This window comes from Bacillus salipaludis (assembly GCF_030938565.1).
In the GTDB taxonomy this organism is placed as follows: Bacteria; Bacillota; Bacilli; order Bacillales; family Cytobacillaceae; genus Neobacillus; species Neobacillus salipaludis_A.
In genome coordinates, this window is sequence record NZ_JAVGVR010000002.1 from 418,615 (window position 1) to 439,968 (window position 21,354).

At 33.0% G+C, this 21,354-nt stretch carries 21 protein-coding genes and 1 pseudogene; 15 read left to right on the forward strand and 7 right to left on the reverse strand.

Features of this window, described 5'->3' with window-relative positions:
* Positions 1 to 59: 59 nt before the first annotated feature.
* From RCG21_RS33135 to aac(6'), 6 genes are all read left to right on the forward strand, one after another.
* The gene (locus tag RCG21_RS33135) at positions 60 to 332 is read left to right on the forward strand and encodes a hypothetical protein (protein ID WP_308914653.1); all 273 of its coding nucleotides are present in this window, start codon (positions 60 to 62) and stop codon (positions 330 to 332) included.
* Positions 333 to 836: 504 nt separating this feature from the next.
* Positions 837 to 1,067, forward strand: a complete 231-nt coding sequence (locus RCG21_RS33140; protein WP_308914654.1) for a hypothetical protein — start codon at positions 837 to 839, stop codon at positions 1,065 to 1,067.
* Positions 1,068 to 1,267: 200 nt separating this feature from the next.
* Positions 1,268 to 1,432: a hypothetical protein gene (locus tag RCG21_RS33145; protein WP_308914655.1), complete on the forward strand. Its 165-nt coding sequence runs from the start codon at positions 1,268 to 1,270 to the stop codon at positions 1,430 to 1,432.
* Complete coding sequence (locus RCG21_RS33150; protein WP_308914656.1) at positions 1,426 to 1,659, forward strand: DUF3953 domain-containing protein; 234 nt, start codon at positions 1,426 to 1,428, stop codon at positions 1,657 to 1,659. Before RCG21_RS33145 ends, RCG21_RS33150 begins: the two co-directional genes overlap by 7 nt.
* 782 nt (positions 1,660 to 2,441) lie before the next feature.
* Entirely contained in the window at positions 2,442 to 3,323 is an 882-nt protein-coding gene (locus RCG21_RS33155) for an aminoglycoside 6-adenylyltransferase (RefSeq protein WP_308914657.1), read from the forward strand.
* A gap of 930 nt (positions 3,324 to 4,253) precedes the next feature.
* The gene (aac(6'), locus tag RCG21_RS33160) at positions 4,254 to 4,688 is read left to right on the forward strand and encodes an aminoglycoside 6'-N-acetyltransferase (protein ID WP_308914658.1); all 435 of its coding nucleotides are present in this window, start codon (positions 4,254 to 4,256) and stop codon (positions 4,686 to 4,688) included.
* Between the two features lie 204 nt (positions 4,689 to 4,892).
* On the opposite strand, the gene RCG21_RS33165 is transcribed toward aac(6'), so the two are convergent.
* Positions 4,893 to 5,015 (reverse strand): GNAT family N-acetyltransferase, encoded by a 123-nt coding sequence (locus tag RCG21_RS33165; RefSeq protein ID WP_308914659.1) that lies wholly within the window; start codon positions 5,013 to 5,015, stop codon positions 4,893 to 4,895.
* A 451-nt stretch (positions 5,016 to 5,466) separates the two neighbouring features.
* Between RCG21_RS33165 and RCG21_RS33175 the strand changes: the two genes are divergently transcribed.
* The 3 genes from RCG21_RS33175 (at position 5,467) to RCG21_RS33185 (ending at position 9,043) form a co-directional block, all read left to right on the forward strand.
* Positions 5,467 to 5,706 carry a hypothetical protein gene (locus tag RCG21_RS33175; RefSeq protein ID WP_308914660.1) on the forward strand — a complete coding sequence of 80 codons (240 nt, stop codon included), beginning with the start codon at positions 5,467 to 5,469 and terminating at the stop codon, positions 5,704 to 5,706.
* Between the two features lie 550 nt (positions 5,707 to 6,256).
* Positions 6,257 to 6,904 carry an RNA polymerase sporulation sigma factor SigH gene (gene sigH / locus RCG21_RS33180; protein WP_308914661.1) on the forward strand — a complete coding sequence of 216 codons (648 nt, stop codon included), beginning with the start codon at positions 6,257 to 6,259 and terminating at the stop codon, positions 6,902 to 6,904.
* Positions 6,905 to 7,706: 802 nt separating this feature from the next.
* A protein-coding gene (locus RCG21_RS33185) for an IS3 family transposase (RefSeq protein ID WP_308914662.1) occupies positions 7,707 to 9,043 on the forward strand; the annotation gives its coding sequence in 2 pieces (ribosomal slippage) (positions 7,707 to 8,091 and positions 8,091 to 9,043; 1,338 coding nt in all).
* 208 nt (positions 9,044 to 9,251) lie between these two features.
* Here RCG21_RS33185 and RCG21_RS33190 read toward each other — a convergent pair.
* On the reverse strand, positions 9,252 to 10,220 hold the full coding sequence (locus RCG21_RS33190) for an FTR1 family iron permease (protein WP_308914663.1): 969 nt from the start codon (positions 10,218 to 10,220) through the stop codon (positions 9,252 to 9,254).
* Positions 10,221 to 10,535: 315 nt separating this feature from the next.
* The gene (locus tag RCG21_RS33195) at positions 10,536 to 10,694 is read right to left on the reverse strand and encodes a LuxR C-terminal-related transcriptional regulator (protein WP_308914664.1); all 159 of its coding nucleotides are present in this window, start codon (positions 10,692 to 10,694) and stop codon (positions 10,536 to 10,538) included.
* Between the two features lie 615 nt (positions 10,695 to 11,309).
* Here RCG21_RS33195 and RCG21_RS33200 point away from each other — a divergent pair.
* Positions 11,310 to 12,670 (forward strand): annotated as a pseudogene (locus tag RCG21_RS33200) (arsenic transporter).
* A gap of 34 nt (positions 12,671 to 12,704) precedes the next feature.
* Positions 12,705 to 13,373, forward strand: coding sequence for a YwrJ family protein (locus tag RCG21_RS33205; protein ID WP_308914665.1), 669 nt, complete (start codon positions 12,705 to 12,707; stop codon positions 13,371 to 13,373).
* 308 nt (positions 13,374 to 13,681) lie between these two features.
* Here the strand turns inward: RCG21_RS33205 and RCG21_RS33210 are convergent, their stop codons facing one another.
* Positions 13,682 to 14,203, reverse strand: a complete 522-nt coding sequence (locus RCG21_RS33210; protein ID WP_308914666.1) for a hypothetical protein — start codon at positions 14,201 to 14,203, stop codon at positions 13,682 to 13,684.
* A 56-nt stretch (positions 14,204 to 14,259) separates the two neighbouring features.
* On the opposite strand from RCG21_RS33210, the gene RCG21_RS33790 reads away from it, so the two are divergent.
* The 3 genes from RCG21_RS33790 to RCG21_RS33220 all read left to right on the forward strand — a co-directional run bounded on the left by RCG21_RS33790 (position 14,260) and on the right by RCG21_RS33220 (position 16,146).
* Positions 14,260 to 14,430 (forward strand): RNA polymerase sigma factor, encoded by a 171-nt coding sequence (locus RCG21_RS33790; protein WP_504928519.1) that lies wholly within the window; start codon positions 14,260 to 14,262, stop codon positions 14,428 to 14,430.
* Between the two features lie 564 nt (positions 14,431 to 14,994).
* Positions 14,995 to 15,276 (forward strand): HPr family phosphocarrier protein, encoded by a 282-nt coding sequence (locus RCG21_RS33215; RefSeq protein WP_308914667.1) that lies wholly within the window; start codon positions 14,995 to 14,997, stop codon positions 15,274 to 15,276.
* Positions 15,277 to 15,360: 84 nt separating this feature from the next.
* The gene (locus RCG21_RS33220; protein ID WP_308914668.1) at positions 15,361 to 16,146 is read left to right on the forward strand and encodes a nucleotidyltransferase domain-containing protein; all 786 of its coding nucleotides are present in this window, start codon (positions 15,361 to 15,363) and stop codon (positions 16,144 to 16,146) included.
* A gap of 352 nt (positions 16,147 to 16,498) precedes the next feature.
* Here RCG21_RS33220 and sda read toward each other — a convergent pair whose 3' ends face one another.
* Together sda and RCG21_RS33230 are read right to left on the reverse strand one after the other, a co-directional pair.
* Positions 16,499 to 16,654 carry a sporulation histidine kinase inhibitor Sda gene (gene sda, locus RCG21_RS33225; RefSeq protein WP_308914669.1) on the reverse strand — a complete coding sequence of 52 codons (156 nt, stop codon included), beginning with the start codon at positions 16,652 to 16,654 and terminating at the stop codon, positions 16,499 to 16,501.
* 121 nt (positions 16,655 to 16,775) lie between these two features.
* Positions 16,776 to 16,997, reverse strand: a complete 222-nt coding sequence (locus tag RCG21_RS33230) for a hypothetical protein (protein WP_308914670.1) — start codon at positions 16,995 to 16,997, stop codon at positions 16,776 to 16,778.
* 763 nt (positions 16,998 to 17,760) lie between these two features.
* On the opposite strand from RCG21_RS33230, the gene RCG21_RS33235 reads away from it, so the two are divergent.
* A complete protein-coding gene (locus RCG21_RS33235; protein WP_308914671.1) occupies positions 17,761 to 19,113 on the forward strand; it encodes a cation:proton antiporter in 1,353 nt (450 codons plus the stop codon).
* A gap of 353 nt (positions 19,114 to 19,466) precedes the next feature.
* Here RCG21_RS33235 and RCG21_RS33240 read toward each other — a convergent pair whose 3' ends face one another.
* Entirely contained in the window at positions 19,467 to 20,984 is a 1,518-nt protein-coding gene (locus tag RCG21_RS33240; RefSeq protein WP_308914672.1) for a COG4705 family protein, read from the reverse strand.
* Positions 20,985 to 21,354 lie beyond the last annotated feature (370 nt).

Genomic DNA, 21,354 nt, shown 5'->3' on the forward strand with positions numbered 1-21,354 from the left:
AGTTTCATTTCGTCACGGAAAATCCTTTCTAATTCAGTTGCTTTATCAGCTGGTTGCATATGAAACTTTGTGTTCATGCTTTACATGCCATTAATCAAGGAATGCGGGGATTTAACAAAACGATTGCTAGCTTTACCCTTTATTCTATTAATCAGCTAATGTCTTTTAATTTAATTAGCACCATTGCAAGCGAAGCAGGGAGCAAAGATCAAAATGAAGGTCGACAACTTGAAGCCATAAAAAATTTGGAGTCGACCAACGTGATATTTTTATATTATGGAATCCAAACCGAAAGGGCCCAACAAAATTTTGGGGTATCAGGATTTAGGTAGAAGTCTTGTCAACTAAGCTCCCTTTAACTCAATAACAATTATTTAAACCCCCATCATTTTCACAATACGTTGTTCAATAATATGGCCCGATTGCTGAATAAATTTAATAGCGCTCTTTAGCTATTTGTTATTTGATTGTGGGCATCGAACCCCCAACAAGACGGCTGCATCCATGCTGCGAAAGGATGTAGCATAAAAAATAGTAATTGTAGATTTAAAATAAAGTTTGATAAAACCCTGTATTAATTTAGTTTATTTTAAACCTTAAACCCCCGCTATAAAGAGATCCAAAGGGAAAACACTCCCTCTTGTCTCTGTAAAAAATAAAAATATATAAAATTTGAATTTTAGTGGGTTTTAAGTGTAGCAAAACACAAGAAACAACACCATTTACCCTTAAAAAGTATCTTTTGACGCCCGTTTAGTGTAGAAAAATTCACTATTTCGCCTTTTGATATTAAAGCACCCAAGGTTTATATTCAAAGAAAAAGGAGTGTGAAGAAAATGAAGAAATATAAGATTTCCGATACTTTTTACTATGCTCAAACGAGAGATCGGGTTGGAGGAACGATAAGAACGGATGTATTTCTTCAAGAAAACGGTTTTTTAAAAGCATATTCTTCCTATTGGCAAGACCAAGATGAAGAAATAGTTGGATACGCCGAGAGTTATGATGATGAACAGGCTGTTTTGTTATCCATGAAAGACTTAAGAAAGGAATGGATAGAAGAATAGGAACGAAGAGCTTCGGGAATTGAGAAGGAAGAGGAAGAAATCATAATTCACATGGCTTCCGGTAAAGTAATAAGACTTTAAAACTTTAAATACATAAACAATTTGTCCTGTTTTAGGTTAACATGCGGGCAACTAGGAACAGCTTACTAGCTGCTTTTCTTTTTGGGGTATGGAAACGATTCAAAGAATGAGGGGTAACTATGGAAAACAAATCCCAAATTGAACAATTAAATGATTATAAAATTGTTCAATTAAAGGGCCATATTATTGAGCAGCACAGTTATGGCATTATGCTAAAATTAGAGATGTATTTAAAGTATCGCGACGGGTTTGTTCGAATAGAGAGGAAGGGATATTCTTGTTGAAAATCCTTCGTTATGTGTTATCAGTAATAACCCTTTTACTTGCTTCTTATGGGCTAATTACGAAAAGTTTTAGGTTTGGGGAAATTATGATTTTTTTCTTAGGTCTATCAATGTTGGTTATGGGGTTAGAAGAGTTACGAAATGAACGAAAAGTAACTGGATGGTCTCTAATTGGCGTTTTTTTATTTTCATTGTATGTATCGATAGAAGGGTTCTTATTAAGCTAACGGGCGCTTTTCTTGAAAAAGAGACTTCTTTTATTTGAGCGTAGAAGTAGTTATTAAATGCGTAAGTAATATGTATCTTAAAAGGGTGGTGAAAATTTGTTAGTTAAAGGTCATACTGTGCCTAAAAATTATTGGATACTAATGATTCCAATTTTTTTATGGATGATTAGCAATAGGATTTTTTCTAGTTCACAATGGGAACGCTATGGCTTTTCTGAGATTGAGGATTTTGGTCGCTTGATATTCGATATAGTCATTTGCCTATTAGAAAGTTTTATTTATATATTGTTAATTTGGTTGTGTGTGTCAGTATTAAAGTATATATTTGGCAATAATCGAAAAAGAAACAAATTTAACTAACGGGTGCTTTAGTTTAACAGTAAAAAGCAGTAATCACTATCTTGATATTCTACAATCGGGCGCAATCCTTGAATAAGGATTGCGCTTATTTCTATTTTAGGGCCATATTGTGAAGGAACTCATTTTAAAAATAAATGAATAAATATGTTAGATTTTATGGGGAGATTGTGAAGAATGGTATTGAAAAAAACGTAGCAGGTTAATAAAACTTTTGGTGATACTTAAAGAAGAAATTGGTGTGCACATGTTAAAATAACTTAAATAAGAGATATCTCTAAATAAGAAAGGAAGGCTAGAATGAAAAAAAGATTGAATAAATTATAACTTCCGTATAACAGATTAGGCATTCATTATTCACGAGCCCCTCCATTGTAATTCAATTTTTCATTCAAAATTCATTATGACATGCGGAGGGATATTTAATGAGAAATGAAAAAGAAATGATGGACTTAATAATAAACACTGCCAAGAAAGATGAACGTATTCGGGCAGTATATATGAACGGTTCGAGAACCAATCCGAATGTTCCAAAAGATATTTTTCAGGATTACGATATTGTTTATGTGGTAACAGAAACTTCTACTTTCATAGAAGATGAAAATTGGACTAATATATTTGGAGATTTGTTAATGATTCAAGAACCAGATAAGCTTGATCAAGGTATTGGATTAGAGATGAATTTCGAACGTAGATATGCATATTTAATGTTATTTACGGATGGCAACCGGATTGACCTAACACTTCAAACAAAAGAAACAATGCTTGAAGAGTATGGAAAAGATAAACTCACGATTCCGTTAATTGATAAAGATGATTTTTTACCATCAATCCCTTCTCCTTCAGATATAGACTATCATGTAAAAAAGACAACCGAAGGCCAATTCGATAGTTGTACAAATGACTTTTGGTGGTGTTTACAAAACGTTGCGAAAGGCATATGGCGTGATGAACTACCATATGCAAAGCAAATGTTTGAATATAACACAAGAGAGTCTTTGGATGAGATGGTCAATTGGTGGATTGGAATTGAATATGATTTTCAAGTATCAACTGGGAAGATGAAAAAGTACTTCAAAAAGTATCTTCCCGAGTCATACTGGGATATGTATCAAGCAACATATTCTGATGGCAGTTACGAAAACATTTGGGATTCTGTATTTATTACCTGTGAATTGTTTCGGGCGTTAGCAAAAGATGTGGCAGAATCTCTTTCATACACTTATCCAGCTGATGACGATAAGAACATGATAGAATATCTCCAATATGTAAGGAAATTACCTGCAGATGCAAAGGAAATCTATTAGTAGTTGGAGCACTCTACAAAGTTAGTAGGGTGCTTATCTATTCAATAATCGGGAGCATTAGCAAAATAACTAAGGAATTATTTTGCAACTTTCTTGTTTTTCAATCTTCAACAATCGGGCGCTTTTCTTTAATAAGAGGGTGTTTTTGTAATGCCCCAACACATTTAAGAGATTAGATCTTGTTAAGGTAAAAAAAAGATTGTGAAGATTTCTACTTAAACTATAGGGTGCAATTGTGGAGCAAAAACAGCATAAAATGATCAAGCTTTTTTATAAATATTAAATTCAAATCCACAAAAGAGGAAATCATTTTGTTTAATCCTTTTTCAAATGGATTCCTCTTAATTGCTGTAAAATGTAGGTTTAAACAATAATTTTGACCAAACTTTATTTAAAGCAACATCAATTGCAGCTAAGCTTTCAAAAAGGAATCTCTACTGAATTAGTAATTTTCGTAACCCCTCAAAAACCAGAATACTTTAATGGAAATGGAAAAAAATCCATTTGTTTGAAAAAGCATTGATTTTTATTCAGTGGGTTAAGGTGGAGACCTAGGATAGATTGGAAACTGGGTGGACTTTACTTTCCCTGGAATATGTTTCACATGACCCTCCGACGAAATCAGAGATATTGGAGATTGTAAATTCAATGAAATAATACTTAAAATGAACGACACACTTTAGTTGTTATTCAGTTAAAGGACGCATTTCTGAAGAATATGATCTTTCTTTGTGTATAGGGCAATTATATTGAAAAGTAGGTTGGATAAAACTGTAAATATCTTATGTAATTACCAAGTTGAGTGAAGATAAAGTTTAAAAAAGGACTAACATGTAATATTGTTTGCTCATAAAAATTTATAATGGAATAAAAGGAATATTCTCCAAACGAATATTTAAGTTAAGGGCAGAATTAATTTGGAGGTTTTATATGCTTAAAGAGGCGACATTACTGGAAGCAAAAGAAGCTGCTCACCTTGCTTTACTGCTTTGGCCAGATCACACTTTAGAGGAATTTATACAAGAAATGACGCATCTTATTGATCAGCCTGACGCAATGGTTATTTTAGCTTATCATGACAGCGAAACAATTGGATTTGCACAATGCCAACTGCGATATGATTATGTTGAAGGGACAATTTCAAGTCCGGTAGGATATTTAGAGGGACTTTATGTAAAAGAGGATTTTCGTAAACAAGGATTTGCTAAAAATTTAGTTAATGCATGTGAGAATTGGGCTAAGCAAAAAGGTTGTCACGAGTTTGCTAGTGACTGTGAATTAGAAAATGAAGAAAGCTTAGCAATGCATCTTAAATTGGGATTTAGTGAAGCAAATCGTATTATTTGTTTTAAAAAGATGTTATAAGACGGATGTAAATTGAGGATTCGTCAATCAAATAAAACAACTTTATTTTACTTATATCCAGAAAAGAGTTAAAGCGCGTTCTTCATAGAACGTGCTTTTTTCAAAATTTAATGGAATAAATGATTGAGGAAGCCCACATTGTCTGAAATAATTGTAATTAAGTATGGGAGGATTGGTGAAAAAAGTGGAGGATTTTTATGTTAATTAGAGAAATAAAACTTGAAATAAAGCTGTTCCTATCCCTTGCCCTCTGTATTCTTCTAAAATTCCAATAACAAGATAAGCAGAGTGCTTTGTTCGCTTAACACTTCCACCAATAGCAATCAAATAGCCTCCTAACTTTCCTTCTTCTTGTTCTGCAATAAAAATTGTTGAATTGCTTTGCTGTTCAATACGTTTCTAATTGTTTACATTTTTGTTCTGGAGTAGTTTTTCTTTGTATATAAGTGTGGGCAATAATTCATAATATTTCACGATTAGAACATACTGTGGTAACAAAAAATGACGCAGGTGTAGCTCTATATAAGAAAAGTGGATTTGAAATTGAAGGTACGAAGAGAAATTCACTTATGATTGATGGAACGCTTTTTTTGAGTATTATATTTCTAAATTATTATGAGTTTCTATACTCTGTTAAAGGGCGCCATTCTTGAGGATTGGCGCTCATTTTGAAATTTAGTACCATATTGTTGAATTAAATATTTTTTACAATTTTACTTTATAGATAATTAATGGATGATATAATAAGATTAAGAACAATTGGACTGGGGAGAAATTTGTGGAAGAAATCTTAAAACAAATTTTAAATGAAATAAAAGAAATGCGCATAGACATAAATGAATTGAAACAAGGACAGAACAGACTGGAAGTTGGGCAAGAAAAATTACAAAAGAATCTTGTCGATAGTTTAGGATTATACACAGATAAAATTGTTGATCATATCGATGATAAAACTGAAGTATTAAACAAAAGAGTCTACAAAGTAGAAACAGAGATTGAACGATTGAGCAGACAGTAAGGAATCATACAGCCCTTACTGTCTTTTAGTTTATATCTCAAAAATTAACCGGAAATCTATGTATTATTCCATAAACGGGCTCGATTGCAGAACAATGAGTAATCGCTTTTTTATTAGGCGACTCATCTTAATAGGTCTATAAATGATAAATAATTAAGAAACCCAGCTAATCTTCTCATGTCAAAGAAGCTGGGTTTTTTAAAGGTTGGAAGTGCAAAATAACACTTAAAATATACGCAAATTATCGGTCAAAATGACAAAAGAAAAAAACTGATACTTTCGTAGTGCACAAAACTTACAACTTTTAGATATATAGTTTTTTTGATTGCCCCTTTTTTCTTTTAAAAAAGTTCAGACACTATTTATTTAGCAAAATCAATTGATTTCCATCAATTGGATCTGGTGCAACAATAAGAATTTTCGCATTTTGTCGTAATTCGTCTATCATTTATAACGAATCTCCATTTATAAAAGAGGTAGTTTAAGTTATGATTATTTAATAACGCTTTCATTAAAATAACAACTGGCTCTGGACAAAAGGGGGATAAGAATGGCGATATGTGTTGGTGGGATTCAAGTAAACAATGAGCTTGAAGATGAGATATTAATAGATAATATACATAACGGAGATAGTGAATCGTTAGAACGATTAATCTTTAAATATAAGAACTTTGTGCGTTCAAGGTCAAGTAAATACTTTTTGATAGGTGGAGACAGAGAAGATATTGTGCAAGAAGGAATGATTGGATTGTACAAAGCAATAAGGGATTACCAAAAAGGAAAAATGTCCTCATTTCTTTCATTTGCTGAGATGTGCATTAAAAGACAAATGATTACTGCTGTTAAACAAGCTACCAGACAGAAGCACAAACCTCTAAATTCTTATGTTTCTTTAGACAAGCCTGTATATAAGGAAGATGGTTCTGTTACATTTATGGACTTGATTCCTGGTACTAGTAATAGCGACCCTATGTCATTGGTGTTAAATAAAGAAAAGGATTGTGAATTTAAGTTACAGTTAACTAAGTTATTGAGTGAACTAGAAAGAAAAGTGTTATCTCTTTATTTGGACGGACAATCGTATGTAGAAATGTCGGAAGAGTTAAATACACAGGTAAAATCGGTAGATAATGCTTTACAAAGAGTGAAAAGAAAAATAGAACGTACCTTAGATATAAATTCGTTCGTAAATGTGTGATAACTTGGAGGGAAAATGATATTCAAGGCAAAAAAGGTATTAAAAATAGGTGATCATATCCATTTTAAGTTGTACTCTGGATGGAAGTCTCGTAAAGGAAACAATCCGCCTAGCCGGAAAAGCAAGACGGATCGTCATATTGGGTAAGAATGTTTTCGTTTTTTGAGACCTTGGTTGGGAGCTAATGGTCTCTATTTTTTTAAATTGTATAGCAATCAATGTTTATATATTCCACTGTACTTCCGAAGTCAAACAGAAAAATTACAGTGGAGTGCTACTTGGAATTAATTCCTAAAGAGTAATTTGTTGTTAAGCTTGAAGAATTACAAAGAGTAATTGATGGAATTCTGATGATGGTCAATCTATATGACAAACAGGCTTAAGCCTGTAATATAAGTCTTAAGGCTAATTCTTAAATAATGTTTGATTTGTTTGGGAGGAGTTTACATATCAAAAATATCGTCAACAAATTTGATAAAGAAAGATATAAAGACTTTGATTAAATTCCATGTTGAAAACTGTAAGTCAGGGAAGAAGTTAAAAATAAGATGTATCTGATTATCTTGCAAAACAAAAAAATTAATAACGATGGTAAAATCCAACATCCAGGTTACTAATTTCTAAAGATCAAAAAGAGTATTCTTCTTACTACCCCGACTACCGTAATATTAAGACCATAAACAAAAAGGTCAACCAGAAAAATAAACTGTACCCTATAGAGTAGACACATAAAAAAAGGTCTACTCTATAGGGTATTTTTATGTATAATCAATAAAAAATAGTGGAATCGGAGAATAATCAAATGCCAAAAAAATACTTTACTGAAAAGGAAATAGAAATTCTTTCTAATAATCCTTATGTTAATTCCGTTAGTATCAAGGGAATTATTTATTCAGATGAGTTTAAAAAGATTTTTATTATTGAAAATAAGAAGGGAAAATCACCACGGGAGATTTTTGAGGAAAATGGGTTTGATGTTGAAGTCATCGGTATAGTTAGAGTAAATAGAACAGCCTCTAGATGGCGTGCAGCTTATAATGAATCAGGTATATTGGGACTCCGTGATACACGTAAGGACAATTCGGGGAGACCAATCCAAAAAGAACTTACCTTAGAAGAAAAAAATGCTAGATTAGAAGCCCAAATTCAACTTTTGAAAGCTGAGAATGAGTTACTAAAAAAGTTAGACATGATGGAAAGGGGGATGGAAAGAAACAAGTAAAAGTCTCTGCTGAAGAGAAATTTCTTTTAATCCGTTCAGTGATTGAAAAGTACGAACTTAAAAATATGGTGAGTTTTTTATGCGAGATTGCTAGAGTTTCACGATCTGGTTATTACAACTTTTTTTCTATAGAAGCCCAAGAAAAAAGAGATCGACAGGAGAAAGAAGACTTAGTTCTAAAAGAAAATATCTTAAAGGCTTTTCATTTTAAAAGACGGAAAAAAGGCGCTCGACAAATTAAGATGACGTTAGAGGGACAGTTTCATATTACATACAACTTAAAACGTATCCGAAGGATAATGAAGAAGTACAAAATCGAATGCCCTATTAGAAGAGCCAATCCATACAAGAAACTGTTGAAAGCTACCCAAGAACACTCCGTACTACCAAATTTACTAAACCGAAAATTCAAACAAGAAATCCCAGGTAAAGTATTTCTTACTGACATTACTTATTTATATTACGGAAAGAGACAAAAAGCTTATTTGTCTACTATTAAGGATAGTTCCACTAATGAAATATTGGCCTATAACGTGTCTGATCGACTTACATTGGATTTAGCCACAGATACATTGGAAAAGTTAAAAAATAATAGAAAAGTAAGGTTTGCCGAAGGAGCCTTTATTCACTCAGATCAAGGAGTACATTATACTAGTCCCACTTTTCAGAAACACGTAAAAAAATTAGGGTTAGGACAATCTATGTCAAGAAGAGGAAATTGTTGGGATAACGCTCCACAAGAGTCTTTTTTTGGTCATTTTAAGGATGAAACATATGTAAAATCTTGTACTACTCTAAAAGAACTTAAAAGGGAAATAAGGAGTTATATGGCCTACTATAACAATTTTAGATATCAATGGAATTTAAAGAAGATGACTCCTGTTGAATACAGAAATCATCTTCTAAAAGTAGCATAACCTTTTTAAAAACGTCCTTTACAACGGGTACAGTTTAAAAATCTGGCTAACCTTATATTACGAACGGGTGCTTATATTGAAGATTCTGCTGCCATCGATGCAGCATTTTTTGTGCTAAATGGCAGAATACTTAAAGAACGGATTCGTATGAAATAAAAAAGAGCAACACTTAAAAGTTGCTCTAATTTTTTATTCTAATGCTTTTATTTTAAGACGCAATTAATTTTTTCTTAATTGCTTTTCTTTTTGTTATATAACGTTGTGCAAAATAGGAACCTAATACATAAATTACTGCTAGTGTTTGAAATAATAAAGTTTCTACAGTTGGAAAAATACAGAACCAAACTTGAGCCCAATTAGGTATATAAAGATTACTAATTGCGGTTGTACTCATCGAACCTGCTAATTGCATCTCTTGAATAGTTTCGCCCACCATTACTGCTAAGACTATTACTAAAAGAGCACCGGTAAACACTAACATCTTTTTATGAGGTAAACGACGTTGGGCTATAAATGTGAGAACGCCAACAATCATTGTTAATGCTAAACCAATTAAAGCTCCTTGAAGAACAATTTCCGATCCTGCTTTTAATCTCAAATTCTGTAGGAATAGTACCACTTCAAATCCTTCTCTATAAACAGATGTGAGACCTAGAATGAAAAGGGACCAAAAAGTAGATGCTTGAACTACTTCCCCTTTATTAGAAGTGATTTTTTGTTTCTTTTGATTATGGAGTTTTATCCATCCAGTCCAATAAATTTGGTGGAAAAACCAGTTCATAATAATAAGCAAAACAACCACTGCTAAAATACCAGTAAAAGCTTGAATATGTAACTCAGATGCGTTCACTGCTGAGATGATGGCTACAACAATGAACCAAGTGGCTATGGTAGCTAAGAATGAAACACCAGCTCCTATGGAAATAGGTTTCCATACAGTGTCTTCCTTTTTACGAACTAGTCCAGAAATTATAGCAGCTAACACTAATATAGCTTCTAATCCTTCTCGAAAAACAAGGATAGCAGTATTAATAATGGCTGCACCTGGTGTTATGTTTTTTGCTGTAGGATCCGGATTACCATGATAATTTACGCCTTGCCATATTATAACACCAATCAACACTGCTAACGCAACAGTTATAAGAAATGTCTTGAGATTAATGATTTTTCTTAACACTTTGATCAACTCCCAAATAAAAACGATAATGATAATGAGAATCTTTATCATTTAGAATGACTTAATTTTAGCCAAACTTATATGTATGAGTCAACGAAATTCTCAAAATCTAATTAAATTTTAATTTATTTACATATTGAGGTATTTTTTCGACCAACTATTCATTCAACATCCTCTCTTCTACTTATAATAGGAACATTTGTTCTATTTTATCAAGGTCCAGTTACTAACATTTTGGATTGACTACATTCCCCAAAGAAAAGGCGATGCCTTCTTAAAGCATCGCTCCTTTAGTGGAATAAAATTACCTCATTATTATAATGGGAACTTCCCTAATCTTATTAATTCATAAAATGTGTGCATTCTTTCTTTTACGTTTAATTTTTTAAAAACTTTACTAACGTGTTTACGTACACTACCTTCACTAATAAAAAGTAAATTAGCAACTTCTTTTGTGGGTTTTCCGTTTATCAATGAATCCGATACTTTTCTTTTTCCCGCGGTCCTTTGTCAAGTCATAGTGAAAAATAGTGAACTTTCACCCCATATTACTATATTAAATGCATTCTCCACACCCCACTGGAGGCTTTGCCTCCCCTGTCTCAACGGGTTATTTGCCCTGTAACTCCTTCGTCATGCCTATAGGGGTGGAGGACAGTCATGCTAACCTGATGGGTCAGAGCCCTTATGGTCAATAAATCTTCTACTCCATACATATTTTGAAATCCCACGAATAAGCCAACATTCAGTCAATATAAGTGTTCAATATTATTTATTTTAAGGTAAGTTATTATGCTAACTGACTCGTTACTTCAATTGGAAAAAGCATTAACGTTGTTCCGGTAATGCACCGTAGCTTAATAAGAACTGTATTGATATCTATCCAGAGCATTAGTTAATAGATTAAAGCACATTTGTAATAAAAAAGGGTACAAACCTAAAGCATGTCTTATTCGTGATACATATAAATACAGTACAAATTCCCAAGAGGGATAGATGGAAGGGAGGGACAACAGCGGACTGAACTTATATGAGGGATGGTTGTCTTATGCAAGTATCATTAATAGTTAGGAAGGAAGGAGAAAAAATATGCTTCAACCAATGGCTTGGATCACCATTTTAGCCTTCTTAGGTACTCTAATATTTATTCTATGGAGACCAAAAGGGATAAATGAAGCCATACCTGCTGCGATTGGTGCATTGATTGTATTATTTAGCGGCAGTGTTTCATTTTCGGATTTAGGTGTCATCACGGATACCATTAGTGGTGCTGCGATCACGATCATGGCAACCATAGTAATGGCGATTGTATTAGAAAGCTTTGGATTTTTCCACTGGGTAGCCGATAAGCTGGGGAAATATCCAAAGGATCTGGAATACGATTATTTTGGTATGTCAACCTTCTGTGTTTCCTTATGACACTGTTTTTCAATAACGATGGGAGTATTTTAATTACCACTCCGATTTTAGTCATGTTATTAAACAACATGGGATTAAAAAACCATCAAAAAATTCCTTATTTACTATCTGGAGGCTTAATTGCGACCGCTTCTAGTGCCCCAATCGGTGTAAGTAATATTGTCAATCTGATTGCATTAAAAATCGTGCATATGACATTGTATTTGCATACAGCGATGATGTTTGTACCGGCCACACTTGGTTTACTGCTCTTAGTCGGGCTCCTCTTCGTTTATTTTCGCAAAATCTTACCAAAGACCATTCCTACTAGTGTTTTGGGTCTAAACAATCCTTCTCATCATCCAAAGAAACTAGGCCCTAAATTTGCTTCGGAGAAGAAAAGGACAAGGTTTATGCTATATGTCCTGCTATTCGTATTTGCTGTACGTGTCAGCCTCTTTGTTGCATCCTTTTTCGCCATTCCGGTTTCCCTTGTAGCAGTTCTTGGCTCGCTTGTCCTCTTAGGATGGCGCTGGGCTTATTTAAAGATTCCACCAGGTGATATGCTGAAAAAAACACCGTGGTATATCCTCATTTTCGCTTTTTGTATGTACACCATTATTTACGGTTTAAATAACATTGGTTTAACAGACTGGTTAATTGGATTCATGCGTCCATTGGTATCCGGAAGCCTGCTCCATGCGAGTGTCTTAATGGGGACGCTATTAACGGTACTGTCTAACCTTTTCAATAACCACCCAGCCCTAATGGTAGGAACCCTTACCTTAACTCATATGAACCTAGATTTACTCTCCTTAAAAATTGCGTATTTAGCAAACATTATTGGCAGTGATATGGGCTCGTTACTACTTCCAATGGGGACGCTCGCAACGCTCATGTGGATGCATATTTTAAGACGCGGAAAAGTAATCATTACTTGGTGGCAATATATGAAAGTTACATTTGTCGTGATTCCACCCACTGTTTTGTTCACATTAGTGATTTTATATTATTGGGTTTCTTATTTTTTTGGAGGAGTCCTTCAAAGATAAACTCATTTAAAAAGGAGAATAAAGGTGAATTAAAATGCTTTTAGATTTCATTGAAAAAAATATTGAGGTGGAGATAACAGGAGGAATTGTTCACAGAGGAATCTTAATTGATTCAGGCTTAGACGTCCTTGTTTTGTATCATGAATGTACCCATACCTTTCTCTATATTCCATTCGTTCAAATACAAAGAGTGAAAGAAATCAGTTTTATTGAAGAAGATACCTGTTTCGGTACTCCCTCAGAAAAACCGATTGAAATTGAGGCAATATCCTATCGGAAAATTTTATTGAATGCTAGAGGATTATTCGTAAAGGCATATGTGACAGGGAATAAAACCATTAACGGCTATTTAACCAGCATCATGAACGACTATTTTGAATTTTATTCACCTGCCTACAAAACAGTGTTTATATCAATGAATCATTTAAAATGGCTAATTCCTTATCCGGCAAATACAACTCCTTATAAGCTGGACAGTCGAAATGTTCTCCTTAAACATCGATCTTCCCCTTTAGCTAGAAGATTTGATGATCAGTTGAAAAAGTTAGAAAATCAACTCGTTATTCTGGATGATGGAGACCATCCCGATAAAATAGGTTTACTCGAAAAGGTACAAGATAACCAAGCAACCTTGATAACAGATGAAGGTGAAATAGTCGTATGGAATTTAGAGCATATAAAAACAATTCAGTTACCTAATTAATTCAGATCATTTTGTACGGGATTAATATCCTTATTTAAAAAACAAAAATGGATTGGTAGGCGTTGAATGTGCAAAGTCAAAGTAAACTCAAAAGAAAAATCCATCCATTGTTTAGCGACCGAGGATGGATTTAAACATCATTTCTAGAATTATTTTTTAGACCGTGTTCAATAAATCACGGTCTTTTTTTAATATATTACCCATTATTAGAATATGTTTTTTGCTGAATTTTGTTCAAAATGGTAAACATACTATTTTTCCCATTTTGCATTTAAAATAGGAACCGCGATTTTGCGATTCTTAAGATATTATTTATTTGCTCCTTTTATGACACTAAGCGAATCGTTAAGTGCAGATTTGCAATGGGTAATATCTGGGGTTGATGAGCGCACGGCTGCTAAAACAACATCAATTGTTCCATCAATTTGAGTCCAGGTTGTGCCATCTATTTTTCTAAGTTTTGCCTCTGATGTGTCCCATTGATGTTCCAATTTATCGGCCCCTTTTTTTGCCGAAGAAAAGTCTTTTGAGTTAATTTTGTTTAACATATCACTTTCAATTTTTGCAAAATCTGTTAATTGGCCAGTTAATATAGTTTGTGTAGAATCGGTTTGTGATGTTATATTATTGCTCCGCCAAACATATCCGCCAATCCCAACAAATAAGAAAATACACAGTACGGCAATGGTTTGTGTTAAAACATTTTTCTTGCTTGCATTTGTTACGGCTTTTTCACTTTTTGACATTGTATCAATTTTTGTAACAGCCAGAAAAACGATGATTGCTAAAATAGCGATAAGAAAAATTACACTTGTAACGGTTGTCCTCAAACCTAACCCGCCATTAGTTTTTGGCTGAGATAGGTAATCTCCTAATTGATATTGGAATGTTACAAGAGATTGATAAAATTGATGAGATATACTCAAATTATGAAAGGAAAATATACAAGCATACCTTTTCGTATGTAAGGGATCCTTTTCTTGCCGAGGATATTACTCAGGAAGTTTTCATGAAATACTATTATATCGCGATAAATTCACAGGAAAGTGCTCTTTAAATACCTGGCTTTATAAATTAACAAAAAACCATTGCATTGATTATTTGCGTAAAAACTATAAAAATAAGATATTGCTTTCTGAGGAATTAGCTTTATCAGGTGTTGAAGAGAAAAGAAAACACCTGAATTAGAATTAATCTTACAAGTGGATAGTAAAAAGGTTAAAGAAATGCTTATGTTACTCCCTCAAATTTACCAAGAAGTGATTTACCTTTTTTATTTTTAATCCAAGTTTGTAAAGAAGCAATTGATATAAGTAATGCTTCCGTTGTTGCTCGTCGGTATGAGCTAAGTTCAAATATGGTGAACCGTTGGGTTAAAGAATACAAAGAAGAAAAATATGATAACGTGAACTTGGGGGAAGATTTTACAGATTTGAAAACAAAGAAATTATCCCAAGAAAACGGTCGTGTTGAGGAAAAGAAAGTGCCCACAACGTCAAAAAATAATCTCTTATCCTAGAAAGCTGGCAAGAAACCGTGTGATTACTGATATCTGTTTCACAGAGTTGATTGGATCCTTTGGGCTATTCTCCTGAGTTGCAGAATGGGTTGGTGATTTCTAGTGGTTGAAAAAGAGATTGTGTGTCAACTATCAAATGGACTTCAAGCACGTGTTGCAACCGAATTTATAACAAAAGCTAATTTATTTAAAAGTGAAGTCAGTCTTATAAAAGAAAAGAGAACTAAAAATTGTAAAAGTATAATTGGTGTTATGGGTCTAGCATTAAGAAAAGGTGATGTTGTAAAACTTAATGCTCGTGGGACTGATGAAAAACATGCATATGAAAATCTAAGAAAAACAGAGAAATCAGGAGATTTTGCTTTCTTTATTGAGGGAGTTTAGTTCAAGAAGGAATTACATAATTTTTGTTGAATGAATCAATAAGTAATAAACATTTTGTAAGATATGAGAATAGAGGTAATAGTTTTGAAAGAAACAATTATAAAATCCTTATTAAAAATAGAAGAAGATTTTAATGTAAAGATTCTATATGCTGTTGAGTCGGGAAGCAGGGCTTGGGAATTCCCTTCAAAAGACAGTGATTATGATGTTCGCTTTATCTATGTACATAAACAGAATGATTATCTAACAATAGACCAAATGGGAATAGGGAAGAAAAGAGATGTAATTGAATTACCTATAAATGACTTGTTAGATATAACAGGATGGGAACTTACAAAAGCATTGAGGCTATTTAGAAAATCTAATCCGCCATTAATGGAATGGCTAAGATCAGGGATAGTTTATTACCAAGCTTTTTCTACTATTGACCAGATGAAAGAGCTTAGTAAAAATATTTTTGCTCCGAACTCCTGTTTACATCACTATTTAAATATGGCAAGTAATAATTTTCGTGAATACTTACAGGGGGATAAAGTAAGAATAAAAAAATATTTTTATGTACTAAGACCTGTATTAGCAGCTAGATGGATAGAAAAATATAATGAGTTTCCACCATTAGAGTTCCCTAAATTATTAGAGGACATATTACCCAATGGGGAACTAAAGAAACACATTCAAATCTTATTAAAAAGAAAAATAGACGGAGAAGAACTTGATTTTGAACCGAAAATTGAGGTAATAAACGATTTTTTAAATGAGGAAATCTTACGACTTAGAGAATATACGAAGACACTAAATATAGATATACCCGACTTCACACATAATCTTGATCTACTTTTTAGAAATACATTAGAAGAGGTTTGGAAATAAGATTATTTATTAAATTGGCTGCCAATTTTGGCAGTCTCTTTTTCAACTATAGGGGTAGGATAGCTCAACAAGGATTTAGAATTATAAACTGTATTATAACTTAATATAGGGGATGGTACAGTAGAAATTGAAAAATTCATAAGTGATGGCGACTTTTATGTTGATAAAGAAATAGAGACGCTATTTAAAGATTTCAGTGATTAATTCAAAATGTTATTAAGCTAACGTGTTTGATTTGAAGATCAGCTGCTACTCTTAGAGGCTATTGTTGTTTCACTAACAGGTTAGGTTAATGGAAGCGGAGAAATTACGCCATTATATCCCTATCGACTCAAAAAGCTAAAAAATAAGACTAGGATTGTAAACCAGTCTCAAGTAATACGTCATATATTTCTCTTTCCACAATTTCTTCTAACAACATTTTTAAAAAAGAAGCATTTAATTTTTGTTCATAAGCCGTTAAATATATATCAATTAGCTCTTCATTTGACAGTGTTTTAAATCGCATTACTATCTCCTTGTTATCCATCCTAGAATAATTTGCGAATATTTATAGAGAATTTTTGTAAGTCTTTATAAAATCCAAGGTGACTTTTTATATTGAGTTATAAGTAACTGCATTTTATTTTTTATAAAACTAATATCTTTTCATTTATAACCCGTACATAACGTATTAAATATGAATTTATCATAAAAAGTCCTTGGTCATCTTTGACAATGAAGTAGTTGTAACGCAACAATTTTTCAATTACTTCTTGTTCAACATCTTCTTTTTTAACATCTAATTCTTTTATCAATTTTTCGGTTTTAATATTATTATCTAAAGTATAGCAAACAGTAAATTCCTTCAATCTAATTTCCCTTTCTTATAATTCATTGTTAAAAACTTCACATTTAACACCATTACATTGTCTTAAATTTAATTATTGCTCAGTTTTTTCTTTCAGTGACTTTATACATGAAATGGACATCCATATTGGTAAAACGATGGATAGGACTCCAGTAATTTCATTACTTAACCCATGTATCGGGTTTATAAATAATTAATACGTACCAAATAAAAAACCTAAACAAATGAATATAAGGTCTATTATTGAAATCTTCATTTTCATCTCCTTAAGTGTACACTTCAACAGAACTTACCATATTATCCGAAAGATACACTAAATCTGTGACCATTAAATTTCAATTCTCTCATTTTCTTGTTCCACTAATGGGCAGGTTAGAAATTTAATATTTTTAAAGAACCTTCGAATTAGAGCTGAAAAATTAAAAGTATTTAAAAAAGGATAGCTACTTTTATTGTCATATCTATTCATAAAGATTTAATGATTCCTTAAGAAAGGAAAAGCTATCGATTCCATATATTTTGGATAAAGGAGGTAAGGTAATATCAGATAAACCCCAAGTACCGCTTCAAGAACAAACATTAGAGCAATCACAAGAAAATACTTTTAATGATTTTATATGGCATCAGAATGTGCCTAGGTGCAAAAATGGATTAGCCATTTTGAACATTTTTTCTTGGAAGTTTGTTGTCTCTTATATGTAAATGGCCATGACCAACTTGTACAAATATCATATTTTATATTGAAAACAAAAGGAGGGGTTTAGGTGTTCGATTTTAGCTCTATAGAACTTAGTCACTTTTTGTTGGCAACAGCCATCTTGTTAGCACTAGCTCATTTACTAGGCTATTTTGCTGAGCGGTTAATGATTCCTAGGGTGATCGGTGAAGTGGCAGCAGGAATTCTTTTAGGACCAACATTACTTGGATATTTTTATCCAAGTGCTTTTTCTTGGCTGTTTTCTGGTTTTCCACAGGAAGATCGGATGTTTGGACTTATGTTTCAAATCGGTCTTACATTACTTATGTTTTGTTCTGGATTAAAGTTCCACACTAAATTTAAAAAAGGTGATGGAAAAATTACAACTGTTCTCGTTCTCGCCTCTACAATTCTTCCGTTTGCACTGGGGTGGATTGCTACCAATTTATTTAATTTTCAACAATTTATTGGACCAGCCAATAGTGAGTTTGCAATCAAGATTGTCATCGCAATTTCAATAGCTGTTACTTCAATACCTGTTATTTCTAAAATATTTAATGACTTAGGAATAATGCATTCAAGATTTGCAAAACTTGTTATAGCAATTGCTGGAGTCCATGATACATTGCTTTGGGTCGCTCTTGGAATAGCTACCTCAGTTGCTGGGCATAGCGGATCAGTTACATCTGGGGCTGTTTTTAAGAGTATTGGTATTACAGCAGGGTTCATTATGGTTACTCTTTTTTCTCTTAGCTTTTTGTTTAAAAACCTAACAATTCGAAACGGGAATTTTTTATTTAGAGCTTCTCATGTTGGATATTTTTTATTTATCATGTTTGTTGTTTCTTCAATAGCTGGATATTTAAATATTGATACCATTTTTGGAGCGCTATTAGCAGGAATCGGAGCAAAGTGGGCTTTACCCCCAACGTTGTTTAAACGATTAGAACAGTCTGTACTTCAGATTTCATTTTCTTGGTTTATTCCAGTTTACTTTGCCGTAGTAGGACTAAAATTAGATCTTGCCAAACATTTTGAACCATTATTCTTTTTACAATATTTGTTATTTGCTACACTTGCACAATCTATTATTGTGTTCCTTGCTTGTAAGATCATTCATCAGGATCGATTAACAAGTATGAATTTTGCAATGGCAATGAATGCACGTGGGGGTCCAGGGATTGTTCTTTCAACTGTTGCCTTTTCAGCAGGGATTATCAATCAAGACTTTTTTGCAATTTTAGTAATGTTAGCCCTAATTACTTCATGGCTTGCAGGTTCTTGGCTTCGCTTTGTCTTAAATAAAGGCTGGAGGTTAATGCCTGGAGATGAGGATCTGGTTCCCGAAAAAATTAATAATGATAGTGACATTATAGTTCTGCAACAACAAATAAAATATGAAAAATTGGAGGGAAAATAACTTTATAATGTTTATTCTTTGTGATACTTTATACAAGAAAAAGAAATCCATAAAGATAAAAAAATGGATAGGATTCCAGTAAACTCATAACTTAACCGATTTATCGGTTTTATAAATAACTCATACGTACCGTATGATAAACCTAAACAAATAAATATAACGTCTATTATTGAAGTTTTCATTTTAAAACTCCTTAACCATCATATTAAAAAAATAGTAATTCTATAATTCTTATTTGTTATTCGTGTGAAGGAGCAAGAAAGGAGGCTCCTTATAAATTTTTTCTTTAGTCGAATGACCTACAAAAGAAAGTTTCATTTAAGAAGGAACCGCGATTTGCGATTCCTTATTTTTTATTTGTTTGCTGCCTTTATGGTACTAAGTGAATTGTTAATTGCTGTTTTACACTTGTTTACATCAGGATTTGATGAACGTACTGCAGCTAATACAACATCTATTGTTCCATCAATTTTTGTCCATGTAGCACCATCGATTTTTCGAAGCTTAGGTTCCTGAGTGTCCCATTGATGTTCTAATTCATCTGCCCCTTTTTTCGCTGAAGCAAAGTCATTTTTGTTTACAGCGTTTAGTATATCATTTTCGATTTTTGAAAAATCGTTTAACTGTCCAGATAATGTAGTTGATGAGGCACCAGATTTTGATGTTGATCTATTTGCCCCTTTTAAGACACTAATTGAATTAGTAAGTGCTGTTTTGCTTTGGTTAACATCAGGTTTTGAAGAACGGGACGCTGCTAACACAGTGTCAATTGTTCCATCAATTTTTGTCCAGGTAGCACTATCAATTTTTCGAAGCTTAGGTTCTTGTGTATCCCACTGATGTTCCAAATTATCAGCGCCTTTTTTGGCTGAAGCAAAGTCGTTTTTATTTACAGCGTTTAGCATATCATTTTCAATTTTAACAAAATCGTTTAATTGACCTGCTAAAGTGGTTTGCTCAGCAGCCCCTTGTGATGCAATATAATTACTGCGCCAGTTATAACCACCTATACCAACAACTAAGAAAATTACGAGTACAACAATCGTCTGTGTGAGCACATGTTTCTTATTTGCATTACTTTGATTTGTTTCTGCAATATCACTTTTAAGATTTGTATCAACTTTTGAAACGGCAAGAAAAACGATAATCGCTAAAATAGCGATAAGAAAAATTACACTCGTAACCGTTGTCCCGAGTCCTAATCCGCCATTTACTTTTGGTTGAGATAGGTAATCTCCAAGAGAAGCTCCAAGCGGACGAGTTAAAATATACGCAATCCAGAAAGCTAATACTCCGTCAAGTTTCAAAAATTTATAAGCTAAGAAGACAAGAGCAATAATAATAACAACGCCTAAGCCTGTGTTAAGATATCCAAAACCAAGTTGTTCGGAATATAAATCGCCGACCGCTGTTCCAAGTGCAAAGGTGAAAAGAATCGTAAGCCAGTAGAAAACCTCTCTTTTTCTAGTAAAAATCGAGTGGATCGATAATGTTTTTTCACTAAGATACCAAAATAGAAAAGTCAGTCCTAGTAGCACCGAGAAAACTGCTGTACTAACCTCAAGCGGTACGCCCATATTATCTGTCAAGTTATCCGTTACCAGTGTTCCAAATACGCTTATAAGAACAACTGTTACCCAGTAAAAGGCTGGAACATATCTGTTTGCTTTAAATTGAAAAAATAATACAATAAAAAACGCAATTCCCATAATAATGGTAGTAAGAGTTAAACCAAGTCCCATGTTGAAATTGATGAAATCAGCAAATGTTTCACCAACAGTTGTACACAAAACTTTGATGATCCAAAAGAAAATCGTCACTTGTGGTACTTTGTTAAGTAAAATTTTCATTTTATTTTGGTTTTCTTGCATATAAAAAATCCTTTCTTTAAAGTGGTTTCCCACAATTAAATTTTATTTCACTCTAAATAAGGATACCCATCCAAATCCAAGTTTATCATTAAGGATTTTTGCGCTGATTCTCCCACAGCAATTTTTCATAATCTTAAGGTTTCCCAAAATATGGTGACTTGTGATTCGTTGCTTTTCATTTACCGACCTAGAGGTTGTCCCATATACGTTATTCAGAAAATGCTAAGTTTTCTTTAAAAAACTCACCCCCTATTTGAAAGTAGTCAATGTTATAAAGCAATTTCGATCTCTTATTTTCATTTGAGATGATGTCTGTCTCTACTATATTAGAAATGGGGGGGCTATTTATTAATAATTAATTAAAATTAAC

Coding starts and splice junctions, on each gene's coding strand:
- RCG21_RS33155 (WP_308914657.1), top strand. CDS start 2,442: ATGAGAAATGAAAAAGAAATGATGGACTTAATAATAAACACTGCCAAG.
- RCG21_RS33135 (WP_308914653.1), top strand. CDS start 60: ATGAAACTTTGTGTTCATGCTTTACATGCCATTAATCAAGGAATGCGG.
- sda (WP_308914669.1), bottom strand. CDS start 16,654: ATGCGATTTAAAACACTGTCAAATGAAGAGCTAATTGATATATATTTA.
- RCG21_RS33145 (WP_308914655.1), top strand. CDS start 1,268: ATGGAAAACAAATCCCAAATTGAACAATTAAATGATTATAAAATTGTT.
- RCG21_RS33790 (WP_504928519.1), top strand. CDS start 14,260: ATGTTACAAGAGATTGATAAAATTGATGAGATATACTCAAATTATGAA.
- RCG21_RS33205 (WP_308914665.1), top strand. CDS start 12,705: ATGCTTTTAGATTTCATTGAAAAAAATATTGAGGTGGAGATAACAGGA.
- RCG21_RS33240 (WP_308914672.1), bottom strand. CDS start 20,984: ATGCAAGAAAACCAAAATAAAATGAAAATTTTACTTAACAAAGTACCA.
- RCG21_RS33140 (WP_308914654.1), top strand. CDS start 837: ATGAAGAAATATAAGATTTCCGATACTTTTTACTATGCTCAAACGAGA.
- sigH (WP_308914661.1), top strand. CDS start 6,257: ATGGCGATATGTGTTGGTGGGATTCAAGTAAACAATGAGCTTGAAGAT.